At 63.7% G+C, this 14,927-nt stretch carries 15 protein-coding genes, 1 tRNA gene and 1 pseudogene; 12 read left to right on the plus strand and 5 right to left on the minus strand.

The window, feature by feature from the left end:
• The first annotated feature begins 69 nt into the window (after positions 1–69).
• From QB898_RS03735 to thiS, 6 genes and pseudogenes are all read left to right on the plus strand, one after another.
• On the plus strand, positions 70–300 hold the full coding sequence (locus tag QB898_RS03735) for a hypothetical protein (protein WP_279523850.1): 231 nt from the start codon (positions 70–72) through the stop codon (positions 298–300).
• Positions 301–1,113: 813 nt separating this feature from the next.
• A pseudogene (locus tag QB898_RS13400) lies at positions 1,114–1,746 on the plus strand (SDR family NAD(P)-dependent oxidoreductase); the annotation flags it as partial.
• A gap of 882 nt (positions 1,747–2,628) precedes the next feature.
• Complete coding sequence (locus QB898_RS03755) at positions 2,629–2,844, plus strand: hypothetical protein (protein WP_279523854.1); 216 nt, start codon at positions 2,629–2,631, stop codon at positions 2,842–2,844.
• 252 nt (positions 2,845–3,096) lie between these two features.
• The gene (locus QB898_RS03760; RefSeq protein WP_279523932.1) at positions 3,097–3,909 is read left to right on the plus strand and encodes a tRNA threonylcarbamoyladenosine dehydratase; all 813 of its coding nucleotides are present in this window, start codon (positions 3,097–3,099) and stop codon (positions 3,907–3,909) included.
• Positions 3,910–3,963: 54 nt separating this feature from the next.
• Positions 3,964–4,039: transfer RNA gene (locus QB898_RS03765), tRNA-Lys, on the plus strand.
• Positions 4,040–4,110: 71 nt separating this feature from the next.
• Positions 4,111–4,329 carry a sulfur carrier protein ThiS gene (thiS, locus tag QB898_RS03770; protein WP_279523855.1) on the plus strand — a complete coding sequence of 73 codons (219 nt, stop codon included), beginning with the start codon at positions 4,111–4,113 and terminating at the stop codon, positions 4,327–4,329.
• 44 nt (positions 4,330–4,373) lie between these two features.
• On the opposite strand, the gene QB898_RS03775 is transcribed toward thiS, so the two are convergent.
• Positions 4,374–4,715: a hypothetical protein gene (locus tag QB898_RS03775; protein WP_279523856.1), complete on the minus strand. Its 342-nt coding sequence runs from the start codon at positions 4,713–4,715 to the stop codon at positions 4,374–4,376.
• 22 nt (positions 4,716–4,737) lie between these two features.
• Between QB898_RS03775 and QB898_RS03780 the strand changes: the two genes are divergently transcribed.
• On the plus strand, positions 4,738–5,067 hold the full coding sequence (locus tag QB898_RS03780) for a hypothetical protein (protein WP_050714527.1): 330 nt from the start codon (positions 4,738–4,740) through the stop codon (positions 5,065–5,067).
• A gap of 110 nt (positions 5,068–5,177) precedes the next feature.
• Here QB898_RS03780 and QB898_RS03785 read toward each other — a convergent pair whose 3' ends face one another.
• Entirely contained in the window at positions 5,178–5,738 is a 561-nt protein-coding gene (locus QB898_RS03785; RefSeq protein ID WP_279523857.1) for a peptidylprolyl isomerase, read from the minus strand.
• A 40-nt stretch (positions 5,739–5,778) separates the two neighbouring features.
• Here QB898_RS03785 and QB898_RS03790 point away from each other — a divergent pair, with 40 nt between their 5' ends.
• The gene (locus tag QB898_RS03790; RefSeq protein WP_279523858.1) at positions 5,779–6,297 is read left to right on the plus strand and encodes a hypothetical protein; all 519 of its coding nucleotides are present in this window, start codon (positions 5,779–5,781) and stop codon (positions 6,295–6,297) included.
• A gap of 344 nt (positions 6,298–6,641) precedes the next feature.
• Positions 6,642–7,145, plus strand: coding sequence for a hypothetical protein (locus QB898_RS03795; protein ID WP_279523859.1), 504 nt, complete (start codon positions 6,642–6,644; stop codon positions 7,143–7,145).
• Positions 7,146–7,241: 96 nt separating this feature from the next.
• Here QB898_RS03795 and QB898_RS03800 read toward each other — a convergent pair whose 3' ends face one another.
• Positions 7,242–7,424: a hypothetical protein gene (locus tag QB898_RS03800; protein ID WP_279523860.1), complete on the minus strand. Its 183-nt coding sequence runs from the start codon at positions 7,422–7,424 to the stop codon at positions 7,242–7,244.
• On the opposite strand from QB898_RS03800, the gene QB898_RS03805 reads away from it, so the two are divergent.
• Positions 7,423–9,795, plus strand: a complete 2,373-nt coding sequence (locus QB898_RS03805) for a Tex family protein (RefSeq protein ID WP_279523861.1) — start codon at positions 7,423–7,425, stop codon at positions 9,793–9,795. The genes QB898_RS03800 and QB898_RS03805 overlap by 2 nt on opposite strands.
• A gap of 214 nt (positions 9,796–10,009) precedes the next feature.
• On the opposite strand, the gene QB898_RS03810 is transcribed toward QB898_RS03805, so the two are convergent.
• Positions 10,010–10,516 (minus strand): CreA family protein, encoded by a 507-nt coding sequence (locus tag QB898_RS03810; RefSeq protein WP_050714524.1) that lies wholly within the window; start codon positions 10,514–10,516, stop codon positions 10,010–10,012.
• A gap of 149 nt (positions 10,517–10,665) precedes the next feature.
• On the opposite strand from QB898_RS03810, the gene asd reads away from it, so the two are divergent.
• Both asd and QB898_RS03820 read left to right on the plus strand, forming a co-directional pair.
• Positions 10,666–11,796 (plus strand): aspartate-semialdehyde dehydrogenase, encoded by a 1,131-nt coding sequence (asd, locus tag QB898_RS03815; protein ID WP_102284619.1) that lies wholly within the window; start codon positions 10,666–10,668, stop codon positions 11,794–11,796.
• 258 nt (positions 11,797–12,054) lie between these two features.
• Positions 12,055–14,568 carry a FimV/HubP family polar landmark protein gene (locus QB898_RS03820; protein ID WP_279523862.1) on the plus strand — a complete coding sequence of 838 codons (2,514 nt, stop codon included), beginning with the start codon at positions 12,055–12,057 and terminating at the stop codon, positions 14,566–14,568.
• 189 nt (positions 14,569–14,757) lie between these two features.
• Here QB898_RS03820 and QB898_RS03825 read toward each other — a convergent pair whose 3' ends face one another.
• Positions 14,758–14,892 carry a hypothetical protein gene (locus QB898_RS03825; RefSeq protein ID WP_279523863.1) on the minus strand — a complete coding sequence of 45 codons (135 nt, stop codon included), beginning with the start codon at positions 14,890–14,892 and terminating at the stop codon, positions 14,758–14,760.
• Positions 14,893–14,927 lie beyond the last annotated feature (35 nt).

The raw sequence follows: 14,927 nt of genomic DNA on the forward strand, positions 1-14,927 counted from the left end.
GCTGCTGGAGCCTGTCAAGCGCGAAATCGAGCGCTGGCGCGAAGCGGGCGCGCGCCGGGAAGGGCTGGCATGACGGCCCCCGTGTCCACACCCGCACCCGCGCCTGAAGCCGCCCTCGCCGTCAGGCAATTGAACCACGCCTGGGCCACCCGCAGCGTGCTGGAAGACATCGGCTTTACCCTGCCCGCAGGCCGCGCCATCGCTCTTGTTGGCCCGTGCGGCCCATTGAAGATTCAAGATTCGCCAAGTCCCAAAGCGCCTGAAGCAGCGCTTTTTGCTCTGGCAAACAGACGGTTTTGAACAATCCTTTAAAGCACCGCCAACCTTGGCCCTCTGGGACTTGGGAAGCCGCCACCCCTGACAAAACCAGCGCTTTCGCTGTTACTTGCAGCGCCCAGCCGCCTCGTGCGCTTTGCCTGCTTTGCCCCTTCCGCGTCAGCTCACACATTTGTGTAGAAGCTGCGCGCAAATGAGCGCAAAAATCCCGGGCCAGACTGGCCGGGCGCAGGCAATCCAGCGCGCAAGAGACAAAGCGCGGCAAACACGGAGCGGCAGACAGGGCGGGCAGACTCGAATGTAGGGCGCTATTTTGCTCCTTTATTCGTAGCGCGATGCCCTAGATCAACCTGCGCTGACCCCCGCTTTTCGGTGCCTGGATTCGCTCTTGTTTTAGGTGATCCAGGCGCAGCCCGAAAGCGCGGCAGCATCCGCTCGCCACGCCCGCGCGGCCCAATTTCGACGTTTCCGCGCCTGTTTGGGCAGTGGCAAGTGATCAGAGGCATGGCGGATCGATTACTTGCAGCGTTTATCAAGCCGTATTTGCCAAACGCGTGTCGGGGCACATCTGCCTGGTGACGTGGTTTGCATGCCGCTGCATCCCGGCCATGCCGCTGGGTTGGTTCGAACCCGGTGCTAACGTCGATTGCCTGATTGAGACGCCAGGCTGCGCCCAAGGTCGCAGCAACGCTCCGGTCGGCTCGCGTGCCAGACCTTCGCTTTCTGGGAACCCGTGCTGCGGGCGATGTCTGGGCGCTGGGGCCGCTGTGGCGGGCGCTGGATCTGAAAGACCTGCAAACAGGCAATGACTGGAAAGGAACAGGGAGCGCAAATGCGATGCTGGCGGGCAAATGGGCGCTCGTGTGCGGAGCCAACAAAGGGCTGGGCCTGGCCGGGCCTGGGTTGTGCGCAGGCGCTGGTGCGTGAAGGGTGAACGTGGTCGTGGCGGCCTGCGGCGCAGCGGCCTTGCAAGCCAGCGCTGCGGCGGGCGGGCGCGTGCCGCCTGTCGCGGCAGACATCGCCATCGGGCAGAGGCATGCCGCCGTCTTTGCCGCGCGGCAGGACTTCGGCATCGCGGCACCTAATGCGGGCGGCCCGCCACCGGACGATTTCCGCCAGTTCGACACCGCTGCCAGGCAACAGGCGGTGCAGGCCAACATGCTCATTCCCATCGAGCTGATTCGTGCCAGCATCACCGACATGGCATAGCGCGGCTTTGGCCGCATCGTCAATGTCGCCTCCAGCGCAGTCAAGGCGTCCATCGACATCCTGGCCCCGTCCAACAGCGTGCGCTCGGGGCTGACGGGTTTTGTCGCCGCTCTGGCGTACAACCCCGAATTTGCCGCACGCGGCGTCACGCTAAACAGCCTGCTGCCGGGCAAATTCGATGCCGACCGCCTGGCCGGCACCCTGGCCAGCGCAGCCCAGAAAACTGGCCAGTATGTGGACAAAATCCACCAGGCTCAGCAAAACTAGGCCCCTGCCAGCGCACAAACAGAATGGCCAAATTGCCCGCAAGTCTCAGCGCCCCCAATCCCCAAGTGCAACACTGCCAAGGAATTGAGAGGTCCTGAGAGGCCCTGAACCACCGAGCCTGCATACCAATCAGCGAACCAGAACGCCATGCCCTAGCGCCGGGGCGCAAGCCCCAGTGCCATCAGCGGGGAAATCCAGCGCCACAGCGGCGGCTGCGGCTACGCCAGCCACTTCGCTCACATGCGCCGCCTCAGGCGTTGCAAGTTCAGTCGCCCCCCAAGAAGCGGTGCCCACAGTTCGATCTGTTTGCCTGCGCGCGCCAGCACTTGCTTTGTGCTGCTCACTCCGGCAAGCGCTGCTTACCCCGGCAAATGGCCGATCACCTCTAGAGGCGGCGCGCCCCCAGACAGGCACAAGCGCGTGTCACACGAAAGCATCTGCTCCTGCCGCTATGCACAGCCCGGCGGCGCTCTCAAAAAGGCCTTGCAGGCCTGCCTGCGCAACGGCCCACGCCCCACGGCCCGTGCCACGCGCTGGCCCCGCTCCAGGAGACAAGACAGGCGCGGGCAAATCAAGAGCCTGCTGAGCATCCATGTGCGCCCGCCCAAAGTCCATGAGCGCCAGCGGCCGGGCCACCGAGAAGGCGATCTGGAAGGCGATCGCATTGAAGGCGCCCGCAGCACCCGCGCCATCGGCGCTTGGGTCGGGCGCGCCACGCCTTGGGTCCTCTGCTGGTTAAGCTGCTGCGCCCCAACCCGGCCACAGCTGCGTGCTGCCAGCCTCCGGCGACAAGCGGCATGGCCGCTCCAATGAGAAAGAGCCTGAGCTGTGACAGGGGCCAGGAAATGGCTTGTCACGAGCCGCTGAGGCACGGGCATGAAGGCGTACTTTGGCGAGCTGCGCAGTCCTTGGCCAAGAGGCGGCAAGGAGAACGCCAGCGGGCTGCTGCATCAGCGCTTTCCCAGGGGCACGGATTTGAGCGTCTACACGCAAGAGCAGCTCGATGCCGTGGCCGATGAGATCAATGCTCGTCCGAGAAAGGCGCTGGGCGGCCGCACGCCGCTCTGTATGCCCGGTGCTTGCAGCAGCTGAGCGTGCAGGGGCAGTGCATTGAGGTGGTGTGCGGTTGGGGCTGCCTTGGCCCTCTACCATAATATAGCTACTGAAAACGTAGCATTATGTCCTAGTGGATATTGCGCGGAGCGGCATTTCGATCCCCTTGGTTTTGCTCCTGTTTTCAATGCAAATCAGCAAGCAAAGGCCGCCTCGCGCGCGGCGCCGTCCATTGCTGCCTGCTACTTTCGCCCGCCGTCTGCCGCGTGGAGCGTGCGATCATCCCGCTCCATGACGCAGCAGCACTCCCCTGATCTGGAACGCCGCTTTGGCGGCCTGGCGCGGCTTTACGGCACGGAAGGCGCAGCCCGCATTCGCGCGGCGCGCGTGGCCGTGGTAGGCATTGGCGGCGTTGGCTCATGGGCGGCGGAAGCGCTGGCGCGCAGCGGCGTAGGCGCCATCACGCTGGTTGATCTGGACAACGTGGCCGAGTCCAACGTCAATCGTCAGATTCACGCTCTCACCAGCACGCTGGGCCAGCCCAAAGTGGAGGCCATGCGCCAGCGCATCGCGCTCATACACCCCGGCTGCGAGGTGCATTGCGTGGAAGACTTTGCGGCCCCCGGCAACTGGCCGACCTTGCTGCCCGCCGCCGTGGACGGCGTGATTGACGCCTGTGACCAGGTGCATGCCAAACAGGCGCTGGCGGCCTGGGCGCTGAAAACACGCGCGCTCTTCATCACTTGTGGCGCGGCTGGCGGCAAGCGCCAGGGCGAGCGCGTGGAAATTGCCGATCTGGCCGAAGTCACGCACGACCCGCTGATGGCCGCCCTGCGCGCCCGCCTGCGGCAAACGGGCAGCATGGCCAAGGGCGGCAAAGACGGCAAAGACCGGCAGGCGCGCAGCGGCCTGCACGTGGTCTTCAGCCGCGAAGCAGTAACAAGGCCTGCGGCTTGCGGCCCGCAGCCAGGCCACGACCGCAATCTGAATTGCCACGGCTACGGCTCCGCCGTGACGGTGACCGCGACCTTCGGCCTGGTGGCCGCAGGCTGGATGCTGGAGCGGCTGGCGCAAGGCCGGGCGCTTCAGCATCCGCATACTTGAAAGGCCGTGCTAGAATCCGTCGCTTCGCTTTCCAGCAATGAAGCGGAAGCGGGCGGGTCGTTAGCTCAGCCGGTAGAGCAGCGGACTTTTAATCCGTTGGTCGCAGGTTCGAATCCTGCACGACCCACCACAGACATGAAGCGCCTGAAGCCCAAAAGCGTCAGGCGCTTTTTATTTGCCTTGATCCGGCGCTGTTCTGTCATGTCCTTATCTGCCGAAATCACCCTTTTGCTTGATGGCCAGCCGCATCGCGTGCCTGCCGGCTCCACGCTGGCAGCCTTGGTACAGGCCCTGGGCCATGCACCCGAAGGCATTGCCACGGCCGTCAATGCGCAATTTGTGCCGCGCAGCGCACGCGCCAGCTTGCAGTTGCGCGAAGGCGATCAGGTCATGCTGTTTCAGCCCATTGTCGGCGGCTGAAGGCGCAAAGCGGCTCAGGCTTTTGCCGCCTGCCAAGGCCGGAATCATGCAATGCGGCGCGCGGGCAGCGCATCGCCTGGCAAACAGCGCCGCGTGAAAACGCCGCATGAATCAAGCGCGAAAAGCGCGTGGCTTTTGCAAAGCCCAGCCAGGGTTGCCTTATGGCAAGGCAAAGCAGCTTTTTCCGTGGCGTCACTGCGCCATCCAGCCCGGCTCAAAGCGTGAAGATTGAGGGAACGTTCACGTTTTTCGCTTTTTTTAGACATTTGGCTACGCTTTGATGCCATAGATACGTCACAATTCGTGACTTGAGGCTTTCTGCGCTTGAGGCGCGCCCAGAGCTTGTAAAGACGGGCGCGCTGTTTTTGGAAGCGCTCTTTTGCCAAAGCAGTTCCAACACATGAACACATGAGCTGGTTTTCAAAACATATCTTTTCGCGGCTGGGCTTTGGCGGCAATGATGCCGAGCGCGTGGTAGAGCAGCTCGAACGCATCCGCGCAGCCATGCTGGATACCCTGGGTGATGAGGGCGCACGCAAATATCCCCTTGTCGTGCGCCGCGTCTTTCATTCCAAAGACGCGCAAGCCCTGTGGTACGCCCGTGGCGAACTCATGGCCGCTCTGGCTGATCTGCATGGCGAGCGTGTGGCGCACCAGCGCATGTCCGAGCTGTCCCACATGTTCGATGGCCTGCTGCCCAAAAGCTTGTTGCCCCGCCGCACGCGGCTAAGGGGCTGAAGCCGGCCGAGTTTTGGCAGTTTCTTTTTTGCGCTGGCGTTCAGATTGCCCGCAAGTGCTGATGCGGTCTGTCCCGCAGCGTTTCATTCAGAAAAGCAGGCTGCCTGCTTTCAGTGCTGGTGGCCGCATCCGCAGCCGTTGGGCGAGTGGCTGTGGGCATGGCCGTGGTCGGGTCGGGGCGCTGGTTGCGCGCGGAAAAAGCCAGCGCCAGCGCTGCCATGGCCCACTTCGTCTGCCGTGGCTTCGCGCACGTCATGCACACGCAAATCCAGCCGCAGGCCTATGCCGGCCAAGGGGTGATTGCCGTCAAGCACCACGTGGTCGGGGTAGATGTCGGTTACGGTGTAGATGCGGTCAGCGGGCATGGCGATGCCTGGCGGCAGGGCGCTGGCTTCAATCAGCATGCCCTCTTGCAGCCCTTGCGGGAACAGCGTGCGCGGCTGCAAAAAGATGAGCCGTTCGTCAAAGTCGCCAAAGGCGTCTTGCGGCTCCAGGCTGAGTTGCAGGCGCGCGCCTTTGGCGTGGCCTTGCAGGGCTTGTTCGATGCGGGGCAGCAGATCCGTGCCGCCTACGAGAAATTCGACGGGGCTGTCCAGCTCATCCAGCACTTCGCCAAGGGTGTCTTTGAGCGTCCAGGTCAGCGCCACGACGCATTGAGGGGTAATGTCCATGTGAGAATTGTCTCATCACCCCTTACGAATGCCCCGCGTCATGCCAAGCGAAGCTGCCACCAGTCTGCCTGCACTGCCGCAAGGCTCCCTGCAAGGGCGCGAAGCCTTCCGGCAGGCAGTGCGCGATGCCATCGCCCATGCCGCCGCTGCGCCTGCGCAGTTCAGCCAGCTCATCTTCTGCGACCCCGACTTTGCCGACTGGCCCTTGGGCGAGCGCGCCGTGGCCGATGCCCTGCAAGCCTGGGCGCTGCGCGGTCACGGCCAGTTGCTGCTGCTGGCCAGCCGCTATGACGAAGTGCAGCGCCTGCACCCGCTTTTCGTGCAATGGCGGCGCTTGTGGAGTCACAAGATCGAAGCGCGCGCCTGCTGCGCCGCGCACGCGGCCGACCTGCCCGGCGTGCTCTGGACGCCCGCCTGGGCGCTGCGCCGCTTTTCTCCCCTGCATAGCGTGTGCGTGGCAGGCAACGAGGCCGATCGCCGCACCACGCTGCGCGCAGAACTGGACGAATGGCTGGGCCGCAGCATGCCTGCTTTTCCGGCATCCGTGCTGGGTTTGTAAGAGCCTGTTCACAATCCATTCGTGGGCGCGAAAAACGCGGGCTTGAACGCTCGTGGTTCTTGCAAATCTTCGCCGGGTCGCAACAGCTGCCTGTGGTTTACGCCTTGCAGCCCAACCCGATTTGCATTTTTGCCCTTCACGGCCGGAATGCGGACAGGCTTTAGCGGCACGCCCAAAGTGACACATTTTGCTACCCCAAAAAGGCGCTGCAATCAAGGGCGTTCCTATAATTTTCTTCACTTGCCTGCGCGAATTTTGATTTGGCTCAGGCGGTCATGGCGCCAGAGGCACAGCCCGCCTTGGCCTCATGTTTTCAATATTCGTGACTCATGGAGGTTCACAAAATGAACAAGTCCTTCGATAAATCTCTCGTTCTGGCGGCCTTGGCCGCTGCCGCCATGCTGGCCGCCTGCGGCAAGAATGAAGCGCCTGCCGCTGGCTCTGCCGCAGACGCTGTCAAGCAGGAACAAGCCAGCCAGGCGCCCAGCGTGGGCGAGGCTGCCAAGCAAATGGGCGATGCCGCCACCAACATGGGCAAGGCCGTAGGCGAAGCCGCCAAGGACGCCGCCAGCGAAGCCGCCCAGGCTGCCAGCCAGGCCGCGCAAGATGCCAAGAACGCCGCCCAAGACGCCAAAGAAGCTGCCCATGGCGCCATGAATGAAGCCAAGGAAATGGCTCATGACGCCGCCCAGGCCACTGGTCACGCTGTGCAAGACGCCAAAAATGCCGCCAGCGAGGGCATGGATGCCGCCAAACAAGCCGCTGATGACGCAGCGCAAAAAGCCGCCGAGGCCGCAGGCGCGGCCAAGGAAGCCGCCCAAGGCGCTTTTGGCCCAGGCGGCAAGTAAGGCGAGCAAGGCGCGCTGAACGCCTTCTGCCACACTCCACGCCCCTCATGCCGCCTTCTGGCGCATGAGGGGTTTTCCGTTTCCGGCCCCACTGTTTCACGGCTTGCGTGCATGGAAGAGGGTTTGAGTCAAGCCTTTTTCAGCTCCTTGATTGATAGCAATATCTCCCCGCCAAATGGGCGGGAAACGCATTTTCAACGTATCTGAATTTGCTCCTTTTTTGAAGCGACACACAAAGCCTTCGCCCATGCCACACGCTTTTTCTTCCCCGACTGCCATGCCCATTGCCCTTCAGATTGCTGCCGAACTCGGCGTACGCCCGCCGCAGGTGCAGACCGCCATTGACTTGCTGGATGGCGGCGCCACCGTGCCCTTCATCGCCCGCTACCGCAAGGAAGCCACGGGCGGGCTGGACGATGCCCAGCTGCGCGAGCTGCAAATGCGCCTGGGCTATTTGCGCGAGCTGCACGAGCGCCGCGCCGCCATCCTCAAAAGCATTGAGGAGCAAGGCAAGCTCACGCCCGATTTGCGCGCCGCCATCGAAGCCGCGCCCACCAAGCAGGAGCTGGAGGATTTGTATCTGCCCTACAAGCCCAAAAGGCGCACCAAGGCGCAGATTGCGCGTGAATTCGGCATGGAACCGCTGGCCGACCAGCTTTGGGCCGACCCCACGCTGGACCCCGCGCAGGCCGCCCAACCTTTTGTGAAGGCTGAAAAAGGCGAAGGCGGCGAAGACTTCACCACCATTGCCGCCGTGCTCGATGGCGTGCGCGACATCCTGGCCGAGCGCTGGGCCGAAGACGCCGCCCTCGTGCAGAGCCTGCGCGAATGGCTCTGGCAAGAAGGCCAGTTGCAAAGCAAGCTGGCCGCCGGCAAGAACGAGGCCGATCCCGAAGTGGCCAAGTTCCGCGACTATTTCGACTACGCCGAACCCATGAGCCGCGTGCCCAGCCACCGCGCGTTGGCCGTCTTTCGCGGGCGGCAGCTTGAAATGCTGGAGGCCCGCCTCATCGCCCCTTTGGCCGAAGACGGCAAAACGAGCCTGGCCGAAGGCCGCATCGCCCTGCACCTGGGCTGGCGTCACCAGGGCCGCCCGGCGGATGATTTGCTGCGCAAATGCGTGGCCTGGGCCTGGCGCGTCAAGCTCAGCCTCTCTACCGAGCGCGACCTGTTCGCCCGCCTGCGCGAAGAAGCCGAAAAAGTCGCCATCAAGGTTTTTGCCGACAACCTGCGCGATCTGCTGCTGGCCGCCCCCGCCGGGGCCAGGGCCGTCATGGGGCTGGACCCCGGCATTCGCACCGGCGTGAAAGTGGCCGTGGTGGACGCCACCGGCAAGCTGCTGGAAACCGCCACCATCTACCCCCACGAGCCGCGCCGCGACTGGGACGGCAGCATCCACACCCTGGCGCGCCTGATTGCGCAGCACGGCGTGCAGCTCATCGCCATTGGCAACGGCACAGCCAGCCGCGAGACCGACAAACTGGCGGGCGACCTCATTCAATACATGCACAAAATGGCCGCCAGCCAGCCCGGCATCACCCTGCCCGCCATTGAAAAAGTCGTCATCAGCGAAGCGGGCGCATCCGTTTACTCCGCCAGCGAATACGCCAGCCAGGAGCTGCCCGATGTGGACGTGAGCCTGCGCGGCGCCGCCAGCATTGCCCGCCGCCTGCAAGACCCGCTGGCCGAACTCGTCAAGATTGACCCGAAAAGCATCGGCGTGGGCCAATACCAGCACGACGTGAACCAAAGCGAGCTGGCCCGCGCGCTGGATGCCGTGGTGGAAGACTGCGTGAACGGCGTGGGCGTGGACCTGAACACCGCCAGCGCGCCGCTTTTGGCGCGCGTCTCGGGCCTTTCAGGCGCCGTGGCCAAATCTATCGTGCGCTGGCGCGAGCAAAACGGCGCATTCGGCAACCGCCAGCAGCTGCTCAAGGTGGCGGGCCTGGGCCCCAAAACCTTCGAGCAAAGCGCGGGCTTTTTGCGCATACGCGGCGGCGACAACCCGCTGGACATGACCGGCGTGCACCCCGAAACCTACCCCGTGGTAGAGCAAATCATCGCCCGCACCAGCAAGCCCATCGAGCAGCTCATGGGCCGCGCCGAAGTGCTCAAAACACTCAAGCCCGAGCAGTTTGCGACCGCGCAGTTCGGCACCATCACCGTGAAAGACATTCTGGCTGAGCTGGAAAAACCCGGCCGCGACCCGCGCCCCGGCTTTCAGGTGGCGCGCTTTAACGAAGGCGTGAACGACATTGCCGACCTGAAAGAAGGCATGGTGCTCGAAGGCACCGTCAGCAACGTGGCCGCCTTTGGCGCTTTCGTCGATCTGGGCGTGCACCAGGACGGCCTCATCCACGTCAGCCAGCTGGCCAACCGCTTTGTGTCCGACGCGCGCGAAATCGTCAAAACCGGCCAAATCGTGAAAGTGAAAGTGCTGGAAGTGGATGTGCCGCGCAAGCGCATCAGCCTGAGCATGAAGCTGGACGCCGCCACCGGCAAAACAGGCAAGCACGACAAAAGCGAACCGCGCGAAAACCGCTACGCCCCGCCGCCGCGCGGCAACAAGCCGGGCGGCCGCGCGCCGCAAGCGCCCAGCACCGCGATGGCTTCCGCCTTTGAAAAGCTCAAGGGCCTGCAAACCCGCTAGCCAGGCCCAGGCGCAAAGCAGCCGCCTTGCCATTCACGGTGCGCAAGCGGCCTTCGGCGCTTCTGGAATTGATGGCCTGCTCACGGCTTGCCAGATGACATCAATAACAGGAGCGAATTCAAGGGGGTCAAAATGCCGTTTCGCGCCCTTTCCACTAGGACATCGTGCTATTGGAAAAGGAGCGAAACAACAGAATGCCCACGGCTTGCCCGGCTTATTGCCTGACGGGAATGGGCGTGCTGCGGTCTATGGGCACGGCGGCCACGCTGTTTTGCGGCGAGCCGTCAATCAGCTTGTCGGAATACGTGAGGTAGATGAGCACATTGCGCTGCACATCCACCATGCGCACCACGCGCAGGCGCTTGAAAAGAATGGACATGCGCTCGGAAAACACTTCATCCTGCGTTTCAAGCGGCTTTTTGAAAACAACCGGGCCAACCTGGCGGCAGGCAATGGAAGCCTCGGCGCGATCTTCCGCCACGCCCACGGCGCCTTTGAGGCCGCCCGTGCGGGCGCGCGCCACGTAGCAGGTCACGCCCTGCACGAGCGGGTCGTCATACGCTTCCACCACGATTTTGTGATTGGGGCCGATCAGCTTGAAGGCCGTGCTGACAGCGCCGATCTTCTCGCCGCTGGCCGCAGCAGGCAGCGCGGCGGCCAAAAGAGCGGACGCCAGGGCGGTTTTGAGAATTTTGGGAAAGCGGCTGGCAAGTAAAAACATGGCTGAAAAAAGAGTCAAAGCGTTGCAGGATAGCGCCCGCTGCCGCTAGGCGGCCAAATTGCACGCCCTAGAATCCGCCGCTTGGCCCGTGCCGCCATTGGCAAGGGCCGCTTGTTTCATCTGAAGGGAAAGGCGCAGCAAATATGAAAATCGGTAACGTTGTTGGCTTGGTCGGCTGGCGCGGCATGGTCGGCTCCGTGTTGATGGACCGCATGCAGGCGGAAGGCGATTTCAAGCTGATCGAGCCCGTTTTCTTCTCCACGAGCAACGCAGGCGGCACGGCTCCCGCCCAGGCAAAAAACGAGAAAACGCTGAAAGATGCGCGCGACATCGAGGCGCTGAAGCAGTGCGACATCATCCTGACTTGCCAGGGCGGCGACTACACCAACGAAATCTTCCCCAAACTGCGCGGCGCGGGCTGGCAAGGCCACTGGATTGACGCCGCCAGCGCCTTGCGCATGAAAAGCGATGCCGTCATCGTGCTGGATCCGGTGAACATGCCCGTCATCCAGAGCGCCCTGGCCAAGGGCGGCAAGAACTGGGTCGGCGGCAACTGCACCGTCAGCTGCATGCTGATGGGCGTGGGCGCGCTCTTTAAGGCCGGGCTGGTCGAATGGATGAATACGCAAACCTACCAGGCTGCCAGCGGCGGCGGCGCGCAGCACATGCGCGAGCTGCTGACGCAGTTTGGCGCGCTGCACGCCGAAGTGCGCGATTTGCTGGCCGACCCCAAGAGCGCCATCCTGGAAATCGACCGCATGGTCATCAGCAAACAGCGCAGCCTGAGCGAGAAGGAAACCGTCCACTTCGGCGTGCCGCTGGGCGGCAGCCTGATTCCATGGATCGACAAGGACCTGGGCGACGGCTACTCGCGCGAAGAGTGGAAGGGCATGGCCGAAACCAACAAGATCCTGGGGCAGGGCGAAGGCTTTGGCTCGCCCGCCGTGCCTGTGGACGGTTTTTGCGTGCGCGTGGGCGCCATGCGCTGCCACAGCCAGGCGCTGACCTTCAAGCTGAAAAAGGATGTGCCGCTGGCCGACGTTGAAGCCATGATCGCCGCCGACAACGAGTGGGTGAAAGTGGTGCCCAACACACGCGAGGCCACCCTGAAGGATCTGACGCCCGTGGCCGTGACCGGCACGCTGCAAATTCCCGTGGGCCGCATCCGCAAAATGAACATGGGGCCGCAATACCTGGGCGCTTTCACCATTGGCGACCAGCTGCTGTGGGGTGCCGCCGAGCCGCTGCGCCGCATGCTGCGCATCCTGTTGGAGCAATAAGCACCTTCACGCACCAGCCTGGCTGGTGGCGGGCCGGGAAACGTTACGTTGCCAGACCACAACAAGAACATGTGCATTTTTGCGCATATGGTTTGTTAGATAACGTTACCGCGTGTCTCGCCTTGTCAGGCACAAATGATGATGCTATGGTTAATTCCCTTCGCGGTCCCGAAGGGTTGGGCACGCAAAAAACAGAACGACTGAAGCCGCGCGAGCGGAATTCCGACGACAAATTCCGACAACATGCACAAACTGAACATGACACCGTGGAAACAAAAAACACTGGCCGCAGCCGCCACGCTGGCGCTGGCAGGCCTGAGCCTTGATGCCAGCGCCTTCGCGCTGGGCGCCGTCACGGTGCACTCTCACTTGGGCGAGCCGCTGCGCGCCGAAATCGAAGTGCCCCAAATCTCGGAAGCCGAGGCCAAAACGCTGCAAGCCACGTTGGCCTCGCCCCAGGCCTTCCAGGCTGCTGGCGTGGAATACAACCCGGCTGTCGTGGGCGTGCGCGTCACCCTGCATCAACGCAAAAACGGCCAGTCTTACCTGCGCCTGGTCGGCACGCGCCCCGTGAACGAGCCGTTCCTGGGCATCGTCATTGAAAGCTCCTGGTCCAACGGCCGCGTGGTGCGTGACTACACCATGCTGATTGACCCGGCAGACCCCGGCAAGCGCCAGACGGCAGAAGCCAATCAGGCCCAGACGTCAGCCTCAAAAAATGGAGGGGCCAAGCCTGCTGTGGCTGAGCAGGTGACATCGGCCCGCCCTTCCAAAGCCAACCGCTCTTCCAGGACCGCCGCCGCTTCGGGTGACGGCGAGACCGTCACCGTCCGCCGTGGCGATACGGCTTATGGCCTGGTTGCCTCCATCACGCCCCAAGGCATCTCCCTTGATCAGATGCTGGTGGCTTTGCAGCGCGCCAATCCGCATGCTTTCATCCGGGGCAATGTCAATCTGCTCAAGGCGGGCGCTGTCGTCACGCTGCCTACTGAAGAGCAGGCCAGCGCCATCACCCGCAGCGCCGCGCGCCGCGCCGTGGTGGCCCAGAGCCGGGATTTCCATGCTTACCGCTCCGGCCTTGCCAGCCACGCGCCCCGCACGGCAACGGCGTCTGCTGGCCGCAGCGACAGCGGCGCCGTGCAAGCCCACGTGCAAGAGGCTCAGCCCCGCCAGTCCAGCGGCGACAACCTGATCCTGACACGTGGCAAGACACGCGCCCAGGCTGAAGAACGCATTGCGCAGAACCGCCAGGCGCGCGAAAACAACGAGCGCGAAGCGGAGCTGAAACGCAATATCGACCAGCTCAAGCAACTGCAAACCGCTGCGGCAGGCACTGCGGCTGCACCGGGCGGCGGCGAGCCAGCCGCGCCATCCGCCGCACCTCAAATCAACGTGCCCGCCACTGCGCCTGTGGTTGAGTCAACGCCGCCTGCTGCGCCGCCGCCTGCTCCCGCCGCAGTTGAACCCCAGCAGCCGCCTGCCACGCCAGTTCCGCCTTCGCCTGTGGCCGCCACGCCAGAAGCGCCGCCCGCGCCGCCAGTGGCCGAACCGCCTGCGCCGCCAGCAGCGGAAACAACGCCTGCCGAGCCGCCTGCGCCCCCGCCCCCCCCGCCAGAGCAGCCTCCGGCACCGGTCACGCCGCCTGCGCCAGTTGTGGCCGAAGAGCCTTCCATGCTTGATTCGCTGCTTCAGGAACCTCTCATTCCGGGCATCGGCATCGGTCTGCTTGCCCTGCTGGCGGGCCTTGGCTTCTACAAAATCAGGCAGTCAAAAAAAAAGGCGGCGCCGCTCGATAGCGGGTTGAGCGAAAGCCGGCTGCAACCTGACTCCTTCTTCCACAGCAGCGGCAGCAGAACGGACAGCCGCAACAGCGACTCATCCGCCATGTCCGGCCAGACCTCCATGGCCTATTCGCCCAGCCAGCTTGACGCGGCGGGCGATGTGGATCCCGTGGCCGAGGCCGACGTCTATCTGGCCTATGGCCGCGACATGCAGGCCGAAGAAATTCTGAAAGAAGCCCTGCTGACGCATCCCACCCGGGTTTCCGTGCATCGCAAGCTGGCTGAAATCTATGCCAAGCGGCGCGACGCCGCCGCGCTGGAAGACATTGCCACGCAAGCCTATCCGCTGACCAATGGGCGCGGCAGCGACTGGGACGCCATCTGCGTTCTGGGCAACGAAGTGGACCCCGGCAACGGCCTGTACAAGCCAGGCGGCAAGCCAGGCGCCAGATCCGCCGCTGCGCCTGCCGCCGCTGCCAGCAACTATGGCGCCGACACCGAGCCGCAGGTAACGGCGCAGGCCAGCCCGCAGCCCGCAGCTTCTGCGGCGCCGGCCCCAGCCGTCAGCTCCACGCAAGCCAAGAAAGAGGAGCTTTCCGCAGCCTTTGCCGCGCAAGGCCCTTCGTCCGTAGCGCCCGCGCTGGACTCCACGATTGATTTCGACCTTGACGTGGACCTTGACAGCATCACCCCCCCGGCTCCCAAGGAGAAAGAAAAGCCTGCGGCTGCGGCCTCCTCGCCCAGCTCCGGCATGATCGAGTTCGACATCGACGCGCTCTCGCTCGACCCCGACTCTCGCGGCGCCGAGCTGAACACCGAGCAGCCTGAAGACGCAGACGACGACCCGCTGGCCACCAAGCTGGCGCTCGCCCAGGAGTTCCATTCCATTGGCGACACGGAAGGCGCGCGTCTCATGGCCAAGGAAGTCGTGGCCGAAGCCACCGGCGCGCTCAAGATTCGCGCGGAGCGCTTCCTGCACGAAATCAGCTAACCCTTTGCCCTTTTCAGCTTCCGGGCTTTTCTCAGGCGTGCCGTTTTTCCCCAAATGGCACGCCGTTTTCATTTCCTCTTTCAGAACACCCGCAACGGCAGACCGGTTGCGAGCCACAAAAATAAGAGCAAATTCAGACGCCCAGAAAACGGCTTTTCCGCCCAGTTGGCGGGGACATCACGCTATGAATCAAGGAGCGAGAATCTGCTCCGAAATGCCAAGCCATGCGCTTTGATCGCGCGGCAGCTTTTGCCCGCCGGACAGATTCAAGGCATCCCAACGCAAGGCACGCATCCGCGCGGCAAAAGGCGGCTCATGCAGCATCGCGCTCCAGCCTGCCTTGCGGCGGCAAACATGAG

The organism is Ottowia cancrivicina, assembly GCF_029813755.1.
Lineage (GTDB): Bacteria > Pseudomonadota > Gammaproteobacteria > Burkholderiales > Burkholderiaceae_C > Ottowia > Ottowia massiliensis.